Raw genomic sequence first — 18,301 nt, 5'->3', positions numbered from 1 at the left:
GTATTGGCTGAGCAACGCATTGGCCAGAACACGGAAGTCACCCTGCATTTCGCATTGCGCCTGGAGAACGGCGACACGGTGGACAGCACCTTCGACAAAGCCCCGGCGACCTTCAAGGTCGGTGACGGCAACCTGCTGCCAGGTTTCGAAGCAGCCCTGTTCGGTTTCAAGGCCGGTGACAAGCGTACACTGAGCATTGAACCGGAAAACGCTTTCGGTCAGCCTAACCCGCAAAACGTGCAGGTCATCCCGCGTTCACAGTTCCAGGACATGGAGCTGTCGCCTGGCTTGCTGGTGATCTTCAACGATGCGGCCAATACTGAATTGCCGGGCGTGGTCAAAGAGTTCGACGATGCGCAAGTGACCGTCGACTTCAACCACCCGCTGGCGGGCAAGACGCTGACCTTTGATGTGGAAATCATTTCCGTCAAAGCGTTGTAACTGCTTTTCTGTAGGAGCGAGCTCGCTCGCGATGATCGTTAACGAATACGCGTTCTTCTGGATGAACGCGTTGTCCTTTAGTTTTTCGCGAGCAAGCTCGCTCCTACAGGGCAAGACACGAGGCACAGCATGCAAATCAAACTCGCCAATCCCCGTGGCTTCTGCGCCGGAGTGGACCGGGCGATCGAAATCGTCAACCGCGCCCTGGAAGTTTTCGAGCCGCCGATCTACGTGCGCCATGAAGTGGTCCACAACAAATTTGTCGTCGAGGACCTGCGCTCCCGTGGTGCAATTTTCGTCGAAGAGCTGGATCAGGTGCCGGATGACGCCATCGTGATCTTCAGTGCCCATGGCGTTTCCCAGGCTGTGCGCAGCGAAGCGGCTGGTCGTGGACTGAAAGTGTTCGACGCCACCTGCCCACTGGTGACCAAAGTCCATATCGAAGTGGCGCGCTACAGCCGTGACAGCCGTGAATGCATTCTCATCGGTCACGCCGGTCACCCGGAAGTCGAAGGCACCATGGGCCAGTACGATGCCAGCAATGGCGGCGCGATCTACCTGGTCGAAGATGAGAAAGATGTTGCGGCATTGCAGGTCAACAACCCTGAAAAGCTCGCCTTCGTGACCCAGACCACCTTGTCGATGGACGACACCAGCCGTGTTATCGACGCCCTGCGTTCACGCTTCCCGGCCATCGGTGGACCGCGCAAGGACGACATTTGCTACGCCACGCAAAACCGTCAGGACGCAGTCAAGCAACTGGCCGATGAGTGCGACGTGGTGCTGGTGGTCGGCAGCCCGAACAGCTCCAACTCCAATCGCCTGCGCGAATTGGCAGAACGCATGTCCACTCCGGCCTACCTGATCGACGGTGCCGAAGACCTGCAAAAGAGCTGGTTCGACGGTGTCGAGCGTATCGGCATCACCGCTGGCGCCTCCGCCCCGGAGGTCCTGGTGCGCGGCGTGATCCAGCAGTTACAGGCCTGGGGTGCAACGGGGGCCGATGAACTGGCCGGTCGCGAGGAGAACATCACCTTCTCGATGCCTAAAGAACTGCGCGTTCGTTCGTTGCTCTGAGTTTCTTCCTTTCTTCGCATAACGCCTGCTCAGCCTTGTCGCTGCGCAGGCTGACGCGACCGGTCCGAGCCAACACCACCTGATGTTGGCTCACCGGTTTGTGAGCCTTGCAAACGTGTAATGTCCCGCCAAACTGTGATTCGCCCTGACCTCTGAATCGTATAAAGCTTTCGACCGGACCGTTCCCCACAATCGACACCCGTGTGCCGTTCAGGCGTTCGGCCAATAGTGGATTGTCGCTGTCCATATCGCCTTTGCCGCTGATATCCAGAATGATCCGCCAGCCCTGGCTCCAGTCACCATTGATGCCGTGAATCACCACGTCCTGTTTGCGGACGATGGCTTCGGTTCGGGCGGTGCGAATACCACTGAAAAGAGCCTGTGCCGCTTGCTCTCTCTGGTTCGACTCGATCAGCGTTGTGAACGCCGGACTGACCAGTTGCAGAACAATTCCTGTAATTGCCAGTCCCATGAGCAGTTCGATCAGGCTGAAGCCTTGTTGGCGCATGACATCTCCCTCCGTGGCGCGCTGTGCAAGAGCAGGTATAGCCGAAGGAAACAGAAGGCCCCGATGGATCATCGTACAAAAGGTTTCACTCTGATCGAGTTGCTGATCGCGATCGCGATCCTTCTGATTCTGCTGACTCTGGCTGTCCCGGCGTTTACCCGTTCGACGCAAACAACGAGGGCTGACACTGAAATCCTTGGTCTGCGTCGAGCCCTGAGCTTTGCCCGCCTCGAAGCCATCGATCGGGGCAATACCACACGGGTGCGCCCGACCGCCGGAGGGAATTTCTGGAGTGGGGAGCTGGCGGTCTACGACGGTACTGGCGCTTTGGCCAAAGTATTGCGGGTTGTTCCGGCGATGAGCAGCGGCGCAACTCTGACGCTAACCTCGGGCGTGACTGCCATCGATTTCAACAGCATGGGCGGATTGTCGTCACCGTCGTCAGAGGTGGTGATCAGCTATGGGCGGGGAGCACAAAGCAGGACGCTGACCCTGTGTTTGAATGGACGAATTGCAATAGGTGGAAGTTGCGGATGAGGGCAGGGAAGCAAGGCGCACAGGAGGGTATGACACTGGTCGAAGTCCTGGTGGCATTAGTCATTCTGGGGGTGGGGTTGCTGGGGGCGGCGGCGTTTCAGCTCAATGCGCTGAAGTACACGGACAGTGCGCGCATGACCAGTCAGGCCAGTTTTATCGCTTACGACATGATGGACCGCATTCGCGCCAACGCCGCTGCGGACTACACCATCGCTCCGCCGGCTACGGGCAACCCGGGTGTTGCACGGGATCAGGACCTGTTTGACTTCAACGCCAACATTGTCAGCTCGCTCGGCGCCACTGCGACGGGCAGTGTCACCGTCAATCAGCAGGTGCACACCATCACGATTACCTGGGATGACTCACGGGCTGCGAATGCTGCCGACTCACGGCGCAGTTTTGTCCTGAGCAGTCGCACGGCCATTGGGCCGGTGGTGGTCCCGTGAGTCGCCGCAGCAGAGGCTTTGGCCTGGTCGAATTGCTGATCGCCCTGGCATTGAGCCTGATCGTGGTGCTGGGCGTGGTGCAGGTTTTCATCGCGGCCAAGAGCACTTACCTCAGCCAGAATGCGGCCGCGAACATGCAGGAGGACGCACGTTTCGTGTTGAGCAAAATGATTCAGGAAATTCGCATGGTCGGGATGTTCGGTTGCCTGGAAACGATCACTGATTCAAGTAAGAAAAGTGATTTCCATAGCAATCGTATAACGCCGATCCGTTGGGACAATGGCAGTCGCAGTTTGACGCTGGTAACGGCGGATATCGGCGGCAATGGCGACAAACCGGACTGGACCGTGCTTTCTGATTGTCGAAACAATTCGACGGCCTACAGCGACAGTGCGACACCCGTGGCAGGGCAACTGGCCTTTCCAATACGGCAACTGACTTACCGCTTCAGCAACCACCAGCTGCTTATGGGGGGCGGGGCCGCAAAACCACGGGTCTTGGTGGACAACGTAAGCGCTTTTGACGTGAGCTTCGGCCTGGCCAGCACTGCCACTGATCTGGCTGCTTCGCGCTACAGCAGCAACCCGCCTGACCCCGCGCTGATTCGTAGCGTTCGCCTGAGCCTGACGCTTACCGATCCGAACCACCGGGTGAGCGAGCAAACCTTCAACGCAGTGGCCGCTCTGCGCAACCGCTTGCCATGAAGGAGCGCCAATGAACCGTTCTGCCATGACGTATTGCACCCAACGCGGCATGGCACTGCTGGTCAGTCTGGTGTTTTTGCTCTTGCTGACGCTGATTGGTCTTTCATCGATGCAAAGCGCCACCCTGCAGGAAAAAATGGCCGGCAGCGTCGCCTTGCGCAACCAGTCGTTTCAGGGGGCCGAAGCCGCCTTGCGGGTGGGCGAAAGTGCAGTGCAACGGGACAGTTATGCACTACCTGTTTGTAGCGGCATCGTTCAATGTGCACCGCCATCCGAGTCCTCGACAATTACCGCTGCCGGTTTCAATGCCACTTCCGGAGTGACCTGGATTGCATCGGACAACGGCTTTTATGGCGTGCAAAACATCGGTGTCAGTCGAGATGCGGTGAATGTGCCAATCAATACCCCGGCGACGTTGTATCGGGTAACGGCAGTAGGCATCGCGGGTCATTTGCGCAGTGTGGTGGAGAGCATCTATGCGAAATACTGAGCGATATATCCGGCTGTGGCCGCAACTGTTCGGATTTGTAGCCGCGCTTAACCTGTCGGTGCCGGCGTACGCAGCCACGCCACCGGATTCGCCGGCGCTGAACCGGCCAACCTGTCTGGCGAATGGCAACTGGTACGGGTTCTACCACAGCAATCAGGGATTGATAGCCGTCTGCCTGAGGCTGCCCGATGCGATCAGCGTTAAGATGCTCGACAGCAATGCCGATGGCGTGGTCGACAACATCGACACGCTGTCCGATGGTGTGATCTTTGTTGGAGAGCATTCGACCCAGGACGTCAGCGACAATGGCGGGGCCGTGAACGATTCCACTGGCGACGATACGCCGGGAATGGAAAAATCCGGCGGTAGCCGTCGCATCATGTGGCGACAAATACAGTAAGTGAGAGTTGAGGCATGCGTAGTACCAACCGCGGTTTTACCCTGATCGAAATCATGATCGTGATTGCGATCATCGGGATTGTCATGACCATTGCTGCCCCGAGTTTCACCGAATACCTGAACAAGGGCCGTCGCGCAGAAGTGGCGGGTCTGCTCTCGGAGCAGGCACAGACCCTGGAACGCTTCTACTCGCAGAAAAATGTCTACACCGACGCGACGGGCCTCAGTGCCGGCAATGATTACTACAGCATCACACCGACCCTGACCGACCAGACTTTTCTGCTGACGGCGGTGCGCAAGGCTGGCACGAGCATGGCCACTGACAAGTGCGGTGATCTGACCATCACCAACACCGGTGTCCTCGGCATGGTCAACGCAAAGTCCGGCCTGACCAGCAAAGACTGCTGGGGGCGCTGAGTTTCCATTTCGGGTGTCTTTTGCACCCTCTGTCTATTTAACGATTGGATCAGAACATGACCAGGCAACAGCAAGTGGTGATCGTCGGCGGTGGGGTGATTGGGTTGCTGACGGCCTTCAATCTCGCCTCCGAAGTGCAAAGCGTTGTGCTGCTGGATCGCTCGAGCGTCGGCCAGGAGTCGTCCTGGGCTGGCGGTGGCATCGTTTCGCCGCTTTATCCGTGGCGCTACAGCCCGGCGGTCACTGCGTTGGCTCATTGGTCCCAGGATTTTTATCCACAACTGGGCGAGCGCTTGTTTGCCGCCACTGGCGTTGATCCTGAAGTGCACACCACCGGTCTGTACTGGCTGGATCTGGATGACGAGGCTGAAGCGCTGGCCTGGGCTGCCCGGGAACATCGTCCGTTGAGTGCGGTGGATATTTCGGCTGCGCACGACGCCGTGCCGGTGCTGGGCAGTGGTTTTTCCCGGGCGATCTACATGGCCGACGTCGCCAATGTGCGTAATCCGCGCCTGGTGAAGTCGCTCAAGGCCGCGTTGCTGGCGCTGCCGAACGTGACGATCCATGAGCAGTGCGAAGTCAGCGGGTTTGTTCGTGACGGCAACAAAGTGGTCGGCGTGCAGACATCCACAGGTACTGTCCTTGGCGATCAAGTCGTCCTGACGGCGGGGGCCTGGAGCGGTGACTTGCTCAAGCATCTTGACCTGACACTGCCGGTCGAGCCGGTGAAAGGGCAGATGATTCTCTACAAGTGCGCGGCGGATTTCCTGCCGAGCATGGTCCTGGCCAAGGGCCGTTATGCGATTCCCCGGCGTGACGGGCACATACTGATCGGCAGTACGCTGGAGCATGAAGGCTTTGACAAGACGCCGACCGGGTCGGCGCTGGAAAGCCTGAAGGCGTCTGCGGTGGAGTTGATCCCGGCGCTGGCCGATGCAGAAGTGGTGGGGCATTGGGCCGGATTGCGCCCGGGATCTCCCGAGGGCATTCCTTATATCGGCCCAGTGCCGGGGTTTGACGGGCTGTGGCTCAACTGCGGGCATTACCGTAACGGGCTGGTGCTGGCGCCAGCGTCATGCCAGTTGTTTGCCGATGTGATGCTGGGCCGGGCGCCAATTATCGATCCGGCGCCTTATGCGCCTGCCGGGCGGCTCTGACTGGCGGCCAGTGGATCCCCATCGCGAGCAAGCTCGCTCCTACAGGGAGCGAGCTTGCTCGCGATGGCGGTCTCAATCCAGTCCCAACTTCTTGAGCCGGTAGCGCATCGACCTGAATGACAGATTCAACCGCTGAGCCGCCGCCGTGCGGTTCCAGCGGGTTTCTTCCAGTGCCTGGAGCAGCAGCTGGCGTTCGACGTTTTCCAGGTAGGTTTCCAGATTGTCGATCCGGGTCAGGTCCGGCAGGCCAGCTTCAGCCCCATGGTTGCCTTCGGCCAGGCGCAGGTCCTCGGCTTCGATCTGATTGTTTTCACTCAGGGTATGCGCCCGTTCGAGCATGTTTTCCAGTTCCCGCACATTGCCCGGGAAGCGATAGTTTTTCAGCGCATCGAGGGCTTGGGGGTGGAGTCTCGCCGCGGGTTGACCGGTATTGGCGGCCAAGCGCTTGAGCATGTGGCTGGCCAGCATTTCGATGTCGTCACGACGCTCGCGCAAGGGCGGCACCCGGAGTTCGATCACGTTCAACCGGTAGTAAAGGTCATGACGAAATCGCCCAGCGGCGACTTCGGCGTCAAGGTCCTTGTGTGTGGCGCAGAGAATGCGCACATCCACCGCCACTTCCTGCTGCCCGCCAACGCTGCGTACGGCTTTCTCCTGAATCGCGCGCAGCAGTTTGACCTGCATGGCCAGCGGCAGGTCAGCCACTTCGTCGAGGAGCAGGGTGCCGCCGTGAGCGGTCTGGAACAGACCGGGTTTGTCTTCGATGGCGCCGCTGAAGCTGCCTTTGCGGTGGCCGAAAAACTCACTCTCCAGCAGTTCCGAAGGGATTGCCGCACAGTTGATCGGAATGAACGGCTGATTGGCGCGGGGGCTCTGATCATGGATCAGGCGCGCGACCAGTTCCTTGCCGCTGCCGGACTCTCCGCTGATGTATACCGTCGCATGGCTGCTGGCCAGTTTGGCGATGTGTTTTCGCAGGTTGCGCATGGGCAATGAATCGCCCAGCAAGCGACGATCGATGCCGACCCCGCGGGCAGGAAGCAGCAGGGCGCTGGTGACCAGTTCACGCAGGCGGGTAAGGTCCACCGGTTTGGTCAGGAAGTCGAATGCCCCGGCCTTGAGCACATCGATCGCGGTTTCGAGACTGGCATAGGCGGTGATCATCGCCACCTGTACCTGAGGGTGACGTTGCTGGATGTGCTGCACCAGCTCCAGGCCGGTACCGTCCGGCAACTGCATGTCGGTCAGGCATAGATCGAAGCTTTCGCGTTTCAGCAGGGATTGCGCTTCGCCGAAGTTGCGGGCGTTGAACGTCTCCAGTTTCATCCTTCCCAGGGTGATTTCCAGGAGTTCGCGTATTTCCGGTTCGTCATCGACGATCAAGACTTTTTGTCGGGGTCTGGTGTTCAACGTGGGTTCCGTCCGTGAGCAAGGGTCATGCAAAAGCAGCCGCTTTCCTGGCGTGCCTTGAAGTCTAGGCGCGACAGAATGCTTTCGCCCGGCTCGCCGGACAGATAAGGCCCCAGGCCCCTGGTTTGGGGGACGGGGGTTTCGTTATCGAGTATTTCCAGTGATTTCAGATTGAGCCGTAGCGGCGACATTTGCTCGCGGCGCTGCAGCTGCAGAACGTTTTCGATTACCCGGTTCATTCGCAGAGTGTGGTCTTGAATAATCTGCGTCAGACGTCGACCGACGCCTTTCAGTTCCTTGGGTGCGTGCGATAGACCTCAATCGGTCGCCATTCTGAGTGAGGTGTCAGCGGCCACTGGAACCCTTGTCTTGCTCGAGATGAGCCTGGCTGCAATACCACCGCTGGTCGAGGCTCAGCGCGCGGTCACGGGGCAGGTGAACGCCGCAATGGGCGCAACGGACCATAGGCGCCGCTTCCCGCTCGGTTGGGGACCTGGGGGTGGACGCCTGCCCCTTGAACTTGCGCCAGAACCATACTGCAGCGGCAATCAGGGCAATCCAGAACAATAAACGAAGCATGGTGAACTGCTTTTCGACGGATGATTCGGCAGTTTAGCCAAGGACCTGTCAGGCGCACAGTGCAATAAATCGCTGAAACAAAAAAGGGAGACTCGAAAGTCTCCCTTTTTGCACAACCCGAGTGTCAGTCGAACACGCCGAAGGTCATGTAGCTGAACCACGAACGGTCGCTGTTGTTGCCTTGCGCTTCGTGATCTTCTTCTTTGATCGCGTCGTCATTGTTGTCTTTAGGCTTGAGTTCGGCCGGGATTGCATCCTTGGCGTCCTGGAACTGCTTCTGCACGTCCTGGTTGGCGCGGGTTTCTCCCGGTGGCAGCGGCGGACGGGACTCGATCAGGCCCAGGGTCGCCTTGCTCAGCCACGAACGGTTGTCGGCTTCGGCGACGGTTGGCACGAACTGACCGTCCACCAGTGTCGGGTGGTTCGGGTAGTTGAGCTTCAGGGTTTCCAGGCTGGTAGCAGCCAGATCGTCCAGGTGCAGGCGCTGGTAGGCCTCGGTCATCACCGCCAGGCCGTCGCCGACCGAAGGGGTTTCCTGGAAGTTTTCCACCACGTAGCGACCGCGGTTCGCGGCGGCGACATAGGCCTGACGGGTCAGGTAGTAGTCGGCTACGTGAATTTCGTAGGCCGCCAGCAGGTTGCGCAGATAAATCATGCGCTGCTTGGCGTCTGGCGCGTAACGGCTGTTCGGGAAGCGGCTGGTCAGCTGGGCGAACTCGTTATAGGAGTCGCGGGCGGCGCCCGGGTCACGCTTGGTCATGTCCAGTGGCAGGAAGCGCGCCAGCAGGCCGACGTCCTGGTCGAAAGAAGTCAGGCCCTTGAGGTAGTAGGCGTAATCGACGTTCGGATGCTGTGGGTGCAGGCGAATGAAGCGCTCCGCAGCTGACTTGGCCGCCTCTGGCTCGGTGTTCTTGTAGTTGGCGTAGATGAGTTCGAGTTGTGCCTGATCGGCATAACGACCGAACGGATAACGCGACTCCAGAGCCTTCAGCTTGGCGATGGCGCTGGTGTAGCTACTGTTGTCCAGGTCTTTTTGAGCCTGTTGGTACAGTTCGACTTCACTGAGGTTTTCGTCTACGACTTCCTTCGATGAGCAAGCAGCGGTCAATGCGAGGATGGCGATCAGCAGCAGGTGTTTCACTTGCATGGCGGCTTGCGTCCCTATGACGGCCGCTGTCTTGGGCGTGGCCGTCCTGTTATGATGAGCGCCCCGTTGAATAGCCTCGGGGCAAAAGACGCCGTATTTAACCACAAGCGCGCAGCCGAAACCAAAGGCTGTGCCGACGCCTAGTCTGAGCATGTCCGATAAAATTGAACTTCGCGCAGAGGTGCCGTCCGAACTGGGCGGCCAACGCCTCGATCAAGTCGCCGCACAATTATTCGCTGAGCACTCGCGCTCGCGCCTTTCCGCCTGGATCAAAGACGGCCGCCTGACTGTGGATGGGGCGGTTATCCGCCCGCGAGACATCGTCCATGGCGGCGCCATCCTTGAGTTGACTGCCGAGCAGGAAGCTCAGGGCGAATGGGTCGCTCAAGACATTGCCCTGGACATCGTCTACGAAGACGACGACATCCTGGTGATCAACAAGCCTGCGGGCCTGGTGGTGCACCCGGCTGCCGGCCACGCTGATGGCACCTTGCTCAACGCCTTGCTGCACCACGTGCCGGACATCATCAATGTGCCCCGCGCCGGTATCGTGCATCGCCTGGACAAGGACACCACCGGTCTGATGGTGGTGGCCAAGACCATTCAGGCGCAGACGCAACTGGTAACGCAGTTGCAGAGCCGCAGCGTCAGCCGCATCTATGAATGCATCGTGATTGGTGTGGTGACAGCCGGCGGCAAGATCAACGCGCCGATCGGTCGCCACGGCCAGCAGCGCCAGCGCATGGCCGTGATGGAAGGTGGCAAGCAAGCCGTCAGTCATTACCGTGTGCTTGAGCGCTTCCGCTCCCACACTCACGTGCGGGTGAAGCTGGAAACCGGTCGCACGCACCAGATTCGCGTGCACATGGCGCACATCAACTACCCGTTGGTCGGAGATCCTGCCTACGGCGGTCGTTTCCGCATTCCGCCGGCCGCCAACCCCACCATGGTCGAATCCCTGAAAAACTTCCCGCGTCAGGCGCTGCATGCGCGTTTCCTGGAACTGGATCATCCGACCACCGGTCAGCGCATGAGCTGGGAATCACCATTGCCGGAAGATTTCGTCTGGCTGCTGACCCTGCTCAAGCAAGACCGCGAGGCGTTCATCGGATGAGTGACTGGCTGATTCCTGACTGGCCCGCACCGGCCGGGGTCAAAGCCTGTGTCACCACCCGTGCGGGCGGCGTCAGTGTGGCGCCGTTCGACAGCCTCAATCTTGGCGATCATGTCGATGACAGCCCTGAAGCTGTTGCCGAGAATCGCCGTCGTCTTACCGATCATTTCTCCATTCGACCGGCCTGGCTGCAGCAGGTCCACGGCATTGCCGTGGCCCATGCCGATCCAGCCCGAGTGGACACTGCCGATGCGAGTTGGACGTCGACACCCGGTATCGCCTGTGCGGCGATGACCGCCGATTGCCTGCCTGTGCTGTTTTGTGACTGTGCCGGCACTCGCGTTGCTGCGGCCCATGCCGGTTGGCGCGGGTTGGCGGCGGGCGTGCTGGAAGCCACCCTCGACAGTCTGGCGGTGCCACCTGCCGAGGTATTGGTCTGGCTTGGTCCAGCCATTGGTCCGCAAGCCTTTGAAGTCGGCCCGGAAGTGCGCGAAACCTTCGTCGACCAATTGCCTGAGGCTGCCAAAGCCTTTGTACCGAGTCAAAACCCCGGCAAGTTCATGGCCGACATCTATATACTGGCCCGCTTGCGTCTGGCGGTTCGCGGCGTCACCGCTGTCTACGGTGGCGGTTTCTGCACAGTGACCGACCCCCGCTTCTTTTCTTATCGCCGTGCCCCTCGCACCGGTCGATTCGCCTCCCTGATCTGGCTCGCCCGCTAAGCTTCCCTGACCTGCATCAACGTCACGACGCTTGAAACTCCCAGAATCGACCACATCTATTGCGGTATCTGGCAGGTTTCTTCATTCAGGATGTTTTATAGGTCCGGCCTGCTCAAAAGGAAGGTGACCCATGCGTATAGACCGTTTAACCAGCAAATTGCAGTTAGCGTTGTCCGATGCCCAATCCCTGGCTGTCGGCCACGATCATCCGGCCATTGAGCCGGCGCACTTGATGCAAGCCTTGCTCGAACAGCAGGGCGGCTCGATCAAGCCCCTGCTGATGCAGGTGGGCTTCGACGTCAACAGCCTGCGTAAAGAGCTGACCAAAGAGCTCGACCAGCTACCGAAAATCCAGAACCCGACCGGCGACGTGAACATGTCGCAGGATCTGGCGCGCCTGCTCAACCAGGCAGACCGTCTGGCTCAGCAGAAAGGCGACCAGTTTATCTCCAGCGAGCTGGTGCTGCTCGCCGCCATGGACGAGAACAGCAAGCTCGGCAAACTGTTGCTCGGCCAGGGCGTGAGCAAGAAAGCCCTGGAAAATGCGATCAACAACCTGCGCGGTGGCGAGGCCGTCAACGACCCTAACCACGAAGAGTCTCGTCAGGCCCTGGATAAATACACGGTCGACCTGACCAAGCGCGCCGAAGACGGCAAGCTCGATCCAGTGATCGGTCGAGACGATGAAATTCGCCGGACCATCCAGGTGCTGCAACGGCGTACCAAGAACAACCCGGTTCTGATCGGTGAGCCTGGCGTGGGTAAAACCGCCATTGCCGAAGGCCTGGCCCAGCGCATCATCAATGGTGAAGTGCCGGATGGTCTCAAGGGCAAGCGCCTGTTGTCCCTGGACATGGGGGCGCTGATTGCCGGTGCCAAGTATCGCGGTGAGTTTGAAGAGCGGCTCAAGGCGTTGCTCAATGAACTGTCGAAGCAGGAAGGGCAGATCATTCTGTTCATCGACGAACTGCACACCATGGTCGGCGCCGGCAAGGGCGAAGGCTCGATGGATGCTGGCAACATGCTCAAGCCGGCCCTGGCCCGCGGTGAGCTGCACTGTGTGGGCGCCACGACGCTCAACGAGTACCGCCAATACATAGAGAAAGACGCCGCTCTGGAGCGACGTTTCCAGAAAGTGCTGGTGGATGAACCGAGCGAAGAAGACACCATCGCCATCCTGCGTGGCCTCAAGGAACGCTATGAGGTTCACCACAAGGTGGCGATCACCGACGGCGCGATCATTGCCGCGGCCAAACTCAGTCATCGTTACATCACTGACCGGCAGTTGCCCGACAAGGCCATCGACCTGATCGATGAAGCCGCCAGCCGCATCCGCATGGAGATCGACTCCAAACCGGAGGTGCTGGACCGTCTGGAGCGTCGCCTGATTCAGCTGAAGGTGGAATCCCAGGCACTGAAGAAAGAAAGCGACGACGCGGCGAAGAAACGTCTGGAAAAATTGCAGGACGAAATCGCTCGTCATGAGCGTGAGTACTCTGATCTCGAAGAAATCTGGAATTCGGAAAAAGCCGAGGTCCAGGGTTCTGCGCAGATCCAGCAGAAAATCGAACAGTCCCGTCAGGAACTGGAAGCGGCCCGCCGCAAAGGCGACCTGAACCGCATGGCCGAGTTGCAGTACGGGGTGATCCCGGACCTGGAACGTAGCCTGCAAATGGTCGACCAGCATGGCAAAGCTGAAAACCAGTTGCTGCGCAGCAAGGTGACTGAAGAAGAGATCGCCGAAGTCGTGTCGAAATGGACCGGTATCCCGGTGTCGAAGATGCTCGAAGGCGAGCGCGAAAAACTGATGAAGATGGAAAGTCTGTTGCACCAGCGTGTGATCGGCCAGGACGAAGCGGTGGTCGCGGTTTCCAACGCAGTGCGGCGTTCGCGTGCCGGGTTGTCCGACCCGAATCGCCCGAGCGGCTCGTTCATGTTCCTCGGCCCGACCGGTGTCGGTAAAACCGAGCTGTGCAAGGCGTTGGCCGAATTCCTCTTTGATACCGAAGAGGCGATGGTGCGGATCGACATGTCCGAGTTCATGGAGAAACATTCCGTGGCTCGCCTGATCGGTGCGCCACCGGGCTACGTGGGGTATGAAGAGGGCGGTTACCTGACCGAGGCGGTGCGTCGCAAGCCGTATTCGGTGATCCTGATGGATGAGGTCGAGAAGGCGCACCCGGATGTGTTCAACATCTTGCTGCAAGTGCTCGAAGACGGTCGCCTGACCGACAGCCATGGCCGCACGGTGGACTTCAAGAACACCGTGATTGTCATGACCTCCAACCTGGGGTCGGTGCAGATCCAGGAACTGGTCGGTGATCGTGAGGCGCAGCGTGCAGCGGTGATGGATGCGATTTCCAGCCACTTCCGGCCGGAGTTCATCAACCGGGTCGACGAAGTGGTGATCTTCGAGCCGTTGGCGCGGGATCAGATCGCCGGTATTACCGAGATCCAGTTGGGTCGTCTGCGCCGCCGCCTGACCGAGCGGGAGCTGAAGCTTGAACTCAGCCCTGAAGCCATGGACAAGCTGATTGCGGTCGGTTACGACCCGGTGTACGGCGCACGGCCGCTCAAACGAGCGATCCAGCGCTGGATCGAGAACCCGCTGGCGCAGCTGATCCTGTCCGGTCGGTTCATGCCGGGCGATACCGCTCACGGCGTGGTGGAAAGCGACGAAATCGTCTTCGTCTGATCCGGATCGGCAACAAAATTGAAAAGGCCTCGCATAACGAGGCCTTTTTTTCGTTAGGCTGTTGAACTCAAAGGAAAAGGCTTGTAAAGTGCGCCCCGCAGTAAGTCACCCGCCAGGGTTTCCGCTCCCCAAGCAGGAATCCAAAATAAGTTGCAAATCATTAACTTGAAAGCAATTTAGGGGGTTGACAGAGGTTCTGAAGATTGTAGAATAGCGCGCCTCAGACACACGAACGCAGCGATGCAAACGGGTTGAAGAGAACGCAGTAAAGCTTCAAAGTTGTAAATTGAAATGTGTAGTTCCGTGATAGCTCAGTCGGTAGAGCAAATGACTGTTAATCATTGGGTCCCAGGTTCGAGTCCTGGTCACGGAGCCAATTTCAAACCGGGGTATAGCGCAGTCCGGTAGCGCGCCTGCTTTGGGAGCAGGATGTCAGGAGTTCGAATCCCCTTACCCCGACCATTTTTGGGTCGTTAGCTCAGTTGGTAGAGCAGTTGGCTTTTAACCAATTGGTCGTAGGTTCGAATCCCACACGACCCACCATTTTTGAAACCAGTTAACACTGGAATCGAATCTTAAGATCAGACGCCAAAAGCTCTGTTCGCAGAAGGCGCCTTTCGAAGGTGCCTTTTTTTTACCGGGGTATAGCGCAGTCCGGTAGCGCGCCTGCTTTGGGAGCAGGATGTCAGGAGTTCGAATCCCCTTACCCCGACCATATTAAAAATCCTCGTATCGAAAGATACGGGGATTTTTTTTGTCTGCGAGAAACTCAGGACATCGCAAAACCAATGTGGGAGCGAGCCTGCTCGCGAAAGCGGTGTGCCAGTCAACATTGATGCCGGCTGACTCGACCTCTTCGCGAGCAGGCTCGCTCCCACAGGTTTTACATCAATGCAGCTTCAGCCGCGGCTCGGTGCCACGTCCGATCTTGCTGCCCAGCATCAGCATCGCTGTGCGGAACGGCCCGTACAGCGCCATCTGGTGCATGCGGTACAGCGACACGTAGAACATCCGCGCCAGCCAGCCTTCGAGCATCACACTGCCGGTGAGGTTGCCCATCAAGTTACCCACAGCCGAAAAGCGCGACAGCGAGATCAGCGAGCCGTAGTCGGTGTACTTGTACTCCGGCAATGCCTTGCCTTCGATCCGCAGTTTCAGCGATTTGGCCAGCAACGAAGCCTGTTGGTGAGCGGCCTGGGCGCGTGGCGGCACATTGCGGTCGCTGCCCTGTTGAGGGCAGGCGGCGCAGTCACCGAATGCGAAGATGTTCTCGTCGCGGGTGGTTTGCAGGGTCGGCAGCACTTGCAGCTGATTGATGCGGTTGGTTTCCAGGCCATCGATGTCCTTGAGGAAACCCGGTGCGCGAATCCCCGCGGCCCAGACTTTCAGGCTGGCCTTGATTACGTTGCCGTCGGCGGTGATCAGGCTGTCGGCCGTCACTTCGCTGACCGCGGCATTGGTCATGACGTTGACCCCGAGTTTCTCCAGGGTTTTATGCACAGGTCCGCCAATCCGTTCTGGCAGAGCCGGCAGGACGCGTGGACCGGCTTCGATCAGGGTGATGTGCATGTTTTCCGGCTTGATCCGGTCCAGGCCATAGGCCGCCAGTTCATGGGCGGCGTTGTGCAGCTCGGCGGCCAGCTCGACCCCGGTGGCACCGGCACCGACGATGGCCACACTGATTTGCTCGACCGTATCGGTCTGACCGGCATGAGCGCGCAAGTAGTGATTGAGCAGTTGCTGGTGGAAGCGCTCGGCCTGTTTACGGGTGTCGAGGAACAGGCAGTGTTGCGCAGCACCCTGGGTGCCGAAATCGTTGGTGGTGCTGCCGACGGAGATCACCAGCGAGTCGTAAGGCACTTCACGGGCTGGCACCAGTTCCAGGCCGGCTTCGTCATAGGTGGCGGCCAGCTGGATTTTTTTCCTCGCGCGATCGAGCCCGCTCATGCGCCCCAGCTGGAACTCGAAGTGGTTCCATTTGGCCTGGGCGACATAGTTGAGTTCGTCTTCGGAAGAGTTCAGGGAACCGGCGGCCACTTCGTGCAACAACGGTTTCCAGATGTGGGTCAGGTTCGCGTCGACCAGCATCACACTGGCCGTGCCACGCTTGCCCAGAGTCTTACCCAGACGGGTAGCCAACTCCAGACCGCCGGCGCCGCCGCCGACAATGACAATACGATGGGACATGGGGATAACTCGCAAGGCTAAAGGAAATCGGTGCAATTACCCGAGCGAGCGCAAGGCAGCTCATAGCGTCAGGTAACTGATAAGGCGGCTCAACAGGCCCAGACCAATGGTCACTGCCAATACCAGTACAAGGAGCATCCACGGCCGGAAAGGCCGGCGCTCGACTTGGTGCTGGGACAACTGCAGGTACTCTTCGACATGCTTTTGGTCGTCGGGGTTCAGGCGGCTGGTCATAAAGGCCTCGTCAGGTAGACGTAGCTAAATGTGTAGAAGCTACAGGCTGATTTAACGAACGTTGAACGGAGCATAGCCGCTGTCCGCAAGGGGCTCGACGCTCACCGTATCGTCCAGGCGAATGATTCCACTTTGTAACACTCGGGCAGTGATTCCGCCATGTCCGCGCACGGCCTGAAAGGTGCCGATGCCCAGGTTGCTTTCAAGGCGCGCGCAGGGCTGGCACCAACCGGTGGTTTCGAACGTTGCCTGGCCAATCCGGAAGCGGCGGCCCTTGAGGCTGAACAGATTGATGCCACTGATAACCAGATTGCGCCGTAGATCTTCAGGCCGGACCGGATGATCGTGCGCACGCCCCATCAACGAGCTGATCACCGCCAGGTGCTCCCACTGAATCAGCGTGACCTGCCGCGCATTGCGCACGCCGGGGCGGGCGTGGTCGCCGGTCAGGCCGGCCTCGAGGCGCGCTTCCACGGCCTCGAGTGCAAGCATCGGCGCACGTGATTGCGGACGCACGCCGATCCAGCGTACGCGACCTTGTTGCGGCACCTCGGCGATCAGCTCCTGCAGCGGGCTCACAGGCTGATCCCGACGTCAAAAACAATGCTGCGCCCCAGGTTGCTGCGCAAGAAGTCCGGCGCATCCGGGTGAGCGAACAGCACGCGGGCGAATGTCGGCCCGACCAATGACAGCGAGCGCCAGCCCTGGCGCAGGTATTCGGTCGGCGGCGGGAAATGGCTGTTGAGGTCCAGCACTTCACGTTTGAGGCTGGCGAAGGCAATGATGTCCAGTTCACCCAGATCCATGCCGCGCTCTTTGTAGTTGTGCGCTTTTTTGCGCAAGGTCGGCGCCAATCGCAGCAAGAACTCGTTGGCGGGAATACGTCGTGGCTTGGCCTCGCGGCGCACCAGTTGGCTCAGGGAAAACGCGCTGCGCCGGCGTTGCAGTTCGTCGCGCCATTCATCGTTGAGACGCCGGCCTTCGTCGAGCACGAAGAACACCTCGAAACTGGCATCGCGAAACAACACATCCGGTGGCTCCCCGGCGGGAGTGAACTCATCGGCACGATAGGGAATGTTCAAGCCTTGCAGCAGGCGCTGGCAGACCCAACGCTCACGCTCCCATTTACGGGCGTTGGACAGGAACGCGTTGGCTTGCTCGGCCGCGATGGTCAGCAGGCGTAAATAATCTGAGTCATCCATAGGCCCAAGCTTAGCGTTCAATTGCGACAAGCAGAAAGCTTTGCATCGACTGGAGCGACTTCATCGCCGTAGTAGACTGCCAGGTATCGGGTCTGAACAACCAGGGAGTTTGCAGTGAAGGACAGAGGATTGCTCAGGTGATCGGCGCAGAGTTGCTGTCACCGGAAACACTGTCAGTCGGCTGGCTGATTTACCTGCCGGTGTTGATCTGGGCGGTCTGTCGCGCGCCGTGGGTTGAACTGTTCACCGACAGCCGTCGTCAGCATCTGCTGTTTGGAACGGTGTTTGCGCTGTTTCTGCTGTGGCTGGTGCGACAGGATTTCGATACCGGCGTGTCTTATCACCTCATCGGCATGACAGCGGTAACCCTGCTGCTGGACTGGCCGCTGGCGCTGGTCGGTGGGTTGGTTGCACAAACGGGGCTGGTGTTGCTCGGCCGACAGGACCTGGCGGCGGTCGGGGTCAATGGTGCGTTGTTGATTGCGCTGCCGGTGCTGGTCACCGAGTGCTGCGCCATTCTGGTGGAGCGTGCGCAGCCACGAAATCCCTTCGTGTATATCTTCGTTTCCGGATTCTTTGCCGCCGCGCTGTCGGCGTTGCTGTGCCTGCTGCTGGGGCTGTGGTTGCTGTGGTTCGATGAGCGTTTCGAAATGCCATATTGGCTCGAGGATTTTGTCGGTTACCTGTGGCTGATCATTTTTCCCGAAGCGTTTATCAACGGCATGATCGTCAGTGCGCTGGTGGTGTTTTGTCCGGAGTGGCTTGAGACGTTCAACCGCACCCGCTACCTCTCGGCTCCCTGGAAGGACGACGATCCCAAGTCCTGATCCCCTCA

At 59.3% G+C, this 18,301-nt stretch carries 21 protein-coding genes, 4 tRNA genes and 1 pseudogene; 17 read left to right on the top strand and 9 right to left on the bottom strand.

Annotated features, from left to right (window positions below; translation table 11 throughout):
* Positions 1 to 3 precede the first annotated feature (3 nt).
* Positions 4 to 441: an FKBP-type peptidyl-prolyl cis-trans isomerase gene (gene fkpB / locus ACEN8E_RS25515; protein WP_431759708.1), complete on the top strand. Its 438-nt coding sequence runs from the start codon at positions 4 to 6 to the stop codon at positions 439 to 441.
* A 129-nt stretch (positions 442 to 570) separates the two neighbouring features.
* Positions 571 to 1,518, top strand: coding sequence for a 4-hydroxy-3-methylbut-2-enyl diphosphate reductase (gene ispH / locus ACEN8E_RS25510; protein WP_495590333.1), 948 nt, complete (start codon positions 571 to 573; stop codon positions 1,516 to 1,518).
* On the opposite strand, the gene ACEN8E_RS25505 is transcribed toward ispH, so the two are convergent.
* Positions 1,487 to 2,026, bottom strand: coding sequence for a GspH/FimT family pseudopilin (locus tag ACEN8E_RS25505; protein ID WP_495590332.1), 540 nt, complete (start codon positions 2,024 to 2,026; stop codon positions 1,487 to 1,489). The two genes, ispH and ACEN8E_RS25505, sit on opposite strands and share 32 nt — an antisense overlap.
* 63 nt (positions 2,027 to 2,089) lie before the next feature.
* Between ACEN8E_RS25505 and ACEN8E_RS25500 the strand changes: the two genes are divergently transcribed.
* From ACEN8E_RS25500 to thiO, 7 genes are read left to right on the top strand one after another with little or no spacing between them, the layout of a single operon-like run.
* Positions 2,090 to 2,563: a GspH/FimT family protein gene (locus ACEN8E_RS25500; protein WP_495590331.1), complete on the top strand. Its 474-nt coding sequence runs from the start codon at positions 2,090 to 2,092 to the stop codon at positions 2,561 to 2,563.
* Complete coding sequence (gene pilV, locus ACEN8E_RS25495; RefSeq protein ID WP_495590330.1) at positions 2,560 to 3,009, top strand: type IV pilus modification protein PilV; 450 nt, start codon at positions 2,560 to 2,562, stop codon at positions 3,007 to 3,009. Before ACEN8E_RS25500 ends, pilV begins: the two co-directional genes overlap by 4 nt.
* Complete coding sequence (locus ACEN8E_RS25490; protein WP_495590329.1) at positions 3,006 to 3,713, top strand: PilW family protein; 708 nt, start codon at positions 3,006 to 3,008, stop codon at positions 3,711 to 3,713. The genes pilV and ACEN8E_RS25490 overlap by 4 nt, the downstream gene beginning before the upstream one ends.
* A gap of 10 nt (positions 3,714 to 3,723) precedes the next feature.
* Positions 3,724 to 4,203, top strand: coding sequence for a pilus assembly PilX family protein (locus ACEN8E_RS25485; protein WP_495590328.1), 480 nt, complete (start codon positions 3,724 to 3,726; stop codon positions 4,201 to 4,203).
* Positions 4,190 to 4,603, top strand: coding sequence for a hypothetical protein (locus ACEN8E_RS25480; RefSeq protein ID WP_495590327.1), 414 nt, complete (start codon positions 4,190 to 4,192; stop codon positions 4,601 to 4,603). Before ACEN8E_RS25485 ends, ACEN8E_RS25480 begins: the two co-directional genes overlap by 14 nt.
* A 14-nt stretch (positions 4,604 to 4,617) precedes the next feature.
* Positions 4,618 to 5,019 (top strand): type IV pilin protein, encoded by a 402-nt coding sequence (locus ACEN8E_RS25475; RefSeq protein WP_495590326.1) that lies wholly within the window; start codon positions 4,618 to 4,620, stop codon positions 5,017 to 5,019.
* A 56-nt stretch (positions 5,020 to 5,075) separates the two neighbouring features.
* The gene (thiO, locus tag ACEN8E_RS25470) at positions 5,076 to 6,176 is read left to right on the top strand and encodes a glycine oxidase ThiO (protein ID WP_429372518.1); all 1,101 of its coding nucleotides are present in this window, start codon (positions 5,076 to 5,078) and stop codon (positions 6,174 to 6,176) included.
* Between the two features lie 72 nt (positions 6,177 to 6,248).
* Here thiO and ACEN8E_RS25465 read toward each other — a convergent pair whose 3' ends face one another.
* The 4 genes and pseudogenes from ACEN8E_RS25465 to ACEN8E_RS25450 all read right to left on the bottom strand — a co-directional run bounded on the left by ACEN8E_RS25465 (position 6,249) and on the right by ACEN8E_RS25450 (position 9,312).
* Complete coding sequence (locus tag ACEN8E_RS25465) at positions 6,249 to 7,586, bottom strand: sigma-54-dependent transcriptional regulator (RefSeq protein WP_495590325.1); 1,338 nt, start codon at positions 7,584 to 7,586, stop codon at positions 6,249 to 6,251.
* Positions 7,583 to 7,885, bottom strand: a pseudogene (locus tag ACEN8E_RS25460) (hypothetical protein); the annotation flags it as partial. The gene ACEN8E_RS25465 and the pseudogene ACEN8E_RS25460, both read right to left, overlap by 4 nt.
* A gap of 46 nt (positions 7,886 to 7,931) precedes the next feature.
* A complete protein-coding gene (locus tag ACEN8E_RS25455; RefSeq protein ID WP_495590324.1) occupies positions 7,932 to 8,165 on the bottom strand; it encodes a PP0621 family protein in 234 nt (77 codons plus the stop codon).
* Positions 8,166 to 8,289: 124 nt separating this feature from the next.
* Positions 8,290 to 9,312: an outer membrane protein assembly factor BamD gene (locus tag ACEN8E_RS25450; RefSeq protein WP_495590323.1), complete on the bottom strand. Its 1,023-nt coding sequence runs from the start codon at positions 9,310 to 9,312 to the stop codon at positions 8,290 to 8,292.
* Between the two features lie 151 nt (positions 9,313 to 9,463).
* On the opposite strand from ACEN8E_RS25450, the gene rluD reads away from it, so the two are divergent.
* From rluD to ACEN8E_RS25415, 7 genes are all read left to right on the top strand, one after another.
* Complete coding sequence (gene rluD, locus ACEN8E_RS25445) at positions 9,464 to 10,426, top strand: 23S rRNA pseudouridine(1911/1915/1917) synthase RluD (RefSeq protein ID WP_008052092.1); 963 nt, start codon at positions 9,464 to 9,466, stop codon at positions 10,424 to 10,426.
* The gene (gene pgeF / locus ACEN8E_RS25440) at positions 10,423 to 11,148 is read left to right on the top strand and encodes a peptidoglycan editing factor PgeF (protein ID WP_495590322.1); all 726 of its coding nucleotides are present in this window, start codon (positions 10,423 to 10,425) and stop codon (positions 11,146 to 11,148) included. The genes rluD and pgeF overlap by 4 nt, the downstream gene beginning before the upstream one ends.
* A 130-nt stretch (positions 11,149 to 11,278) precedes the next feature.
* Positions 11,279 to 13,843, top strand: coding sequence for an ATP-dependent chaperone ClpB (gene clpB, locus ACEN8E_RS25435; protein WP_495590321.1), 2,565 nt, complete (start codon positions 11,279 to 11,281; stop codon positions 13,841 to 13,843).
* A gap of 300 nt (positions 13,844 to 14,143) precedes the next feature.
* Positions 14,144 to 14,219, top strand: a tRNA-Asn gene (locus ACEN8E_RS25430).
* A 9-nt stretch (positions 14,220 to 14,228) separates the two neighbouring features.
* Positions 14,229 to 14,305 (top strand) — tRNA-Pro (locus ACEN8E_RS25425).
* Positions 14,306 to 14,310: 5 nt separating this feature from the next.
* Positions 14,311 to 14,386 (top strand) — tRNA-Lys (locus ACEN8E_RS25420).
* A 95-nt stretch (positions 14,387 to 14,481) separates the two neighbouring features.
* A tRNA-Pro gene (locus ACEN8E_RS25415) sits at positions 14,482 to 14,558 on the top strand.
* 173 nt (positions 14,559 to 14,731) lie between these two features.
* Here ACEN8E_RS25415 and ACEN8E_RS25410 read toward each other — a convergent pair.
* From ACEN8E_RS25410 to ACEN8E_RS25395, 4 genes are read right to left on the bottom strand one after another with little or no spacing between them, the layout of a single operon-like run.
* On the bottom strand, positions 14,732 to 16,030 hold the full coding sequence (locus ACEN8E_RS25410) for an NAD(P)/FAD-dependent oxidoreductase (RefSeq protein WP_495590320.1): 1,299 nt from the start codon (positions 16,028 to 16,030) through the stop codon (positions 14,732 to 14,734).
* Between the two features lie 60 nt (positions 16,031 to 16,090).
* Positions 16,091 to 16,264 (bottom strand): DUF3094 domain-containing protein, encoded by a 174-nt coding sequence (locus tag ACEN8E_RS25405; RefSeq protein WP_007970531.1) that lies wholly within the window; start codon positions 16,262 to 16,264, stop codon positions 16,091 to 16,093.
* A gap of 51 nt (positions 16,265 to 16,315) precedes the next feature.
* Complete coding sequence (locus ACEN8E_RS25400; protein ID WP_495590319.1) at positions 16,316 to 16,843, bottom strand: MOSC domain-containing protein; 528 nt, start codon at positions 16,841 to 16,843, stop codon at positions 16,316 to 16,318.
* Positions 16,840 to 17,466, bottom strand: coding sequence for a DUF1780 domain-containing protein (locus ACEN8E_RS25395; RefSeq protein ID WP_057400461.1), 627 nt, complete (start codon positions 17,464 to 17,466; stop codon positions 16,840 to 16,842). The genes ACEN8E_RS25400 and ACEN8E_RS25395 overlap by 4 nt, the downstream gene beginning before the upstream one ends.
* Positions 17,467 to 17,603: 137 nt before the next feature.
* On the opposite strand from ACEN8E_RS25395, the gene ACEN8E_RS25390 reads away from it, so the two are divergent.
* Positions 17,604 to 18,293, top strand: coding sequence for an energy-coupling factor ABC transporter permease (locus ACEN8E_RS25390; protein WP_495590318.1), 690 nt, complete (start codon positions 17,604 to 17,606; stop codon positions 18,291 to 18,293).
* The last annotated feature ends 8 nt before the right edge of the window (positions 18,294 to 18,301 follow it).

It is taken from the genome of Pseudomonas sp. Pseusp9 (assembly GCF_059491265.1).
The sequence above is the reverse complement of the archived record's forward strand: the minus strand, read 5'-3'. Positions and strand labels throughout refer to the sequence as shown.

Excerpts from the sequence above, each read along its gene's own strand:
- ACEN8E_RS25410 (WP_495590320.1), bottom strand. The coding sequence starts at position 16,030 with ATGTCCCATCGTATTGTCATTGTCGGCGGCGGCGCCGGCGGTCTGGAG.
- ACEN8E_RS25505 (WP_495590332.1), bottom strand. The coding sequence starts at position 2,026 with ATGCGCCAACAAGGCTTCAGCCTGATCGAACTGCTCATGGGACTGGCA.
- ACEN8E_RS25485 (WP_495590328.1), top strand. The coding sequence starts at position 3,724 with ATGAACCGTTCTGCCATGACGTATTGCACCCAACGCGGCATGGCACTG.
- pgeF (WP_495590322.1), top strand. The coding sequence starts at position 10,423 with ATGAGTGACTGGCTGATTCCTGACTGGCCCGCACCGGCCGGGGTCAAA.
- ACEN8E_RS25405 (WP_007970531.1), bottom strand. The coding sequence starts at position 16,264 with ATGACCAGCCGCCTGAACCCCGACGACCAAAAGCATGTCGAAGAGTAC.
- ACEN8E_RS25480 (WP_495590327.1), top strand. The coding sequence starts at position 4,190 with ATGCGAAATACTGAGCGATATATCCGGCTGTGGCCGCAACTGTTCGGA.
- ACEN8E_RS25475 (WP_495590326.1), top strand. The coding sequence starts at position 4,618 with ATGCGTAGTACCAACCGCGGTTTTACCCTGATCGAAATCATGATCGTG.
- ACEN8E_RS25500 (WP_495590331.1), top strand. The coding sequence starts at position 2,090 with ATGGATCATCGTACAAAAGGTTTCACTCTGATCGAGTTGCTGATCGCG.
- clpB (WP_495590321.1), top strand. The coding sequence starts at position 11,279 with ATGCGTATAGACCGTTTAACCAGCAAATTGCAGTTAGCGTTGTCCGAT.
- ispH (WP_495590333.1), top strand. The coding sequence starts at position 571 with ATGCAAATCAAACTCGCCAATCCCCGTGGCTTCTGCGCCGGAGTGGAC.
- ACEN8E_RS25395 (WP_057400461.1), bottom strand. The coding sequence starts at position 17,466 with ATGGATGACTCAGATTATTTACGCCTGCTGACCATCGCGGCCGAGCAA.
- thiO (WP_429372518.1), top strand. The coding sequence starts at position 5,076 with ATGACCAGGCAACAGCAAGTGGTGATCGTCGGCGGTGGGGTGATTGGG.
- ACEN8E_RS25450 (WP_495590323.1), bottom strand. The coding sequence starts at position 9,312 with ATGCAAGTGAAACACCTGCTGCTGATCGCCATCCTCGCATTGACCGCT.
- pilV (WP_495590330.1), top strand. The coding sequence starts at position 2,560 with ATGAGGGCAGGGAAGCAAGGCGCACAGGAGGGTATGACACTGGTCGAA.
- rluD (WP_008052092.1), top strand. The coding sequence starts at position 9,464 with ATGTCCGATAAAATTGAACTTCGCGCAGAGGTGCCGTCCGAACTGGGC.
- ACEN8E_RS25455 (WP_495590324.1), bottom strand. The coding sequence starts at position 8,165 with ATGCTTCGTTTATTGTTCTGGATTGCCCTGATTGCCGCTGCAGTATGG.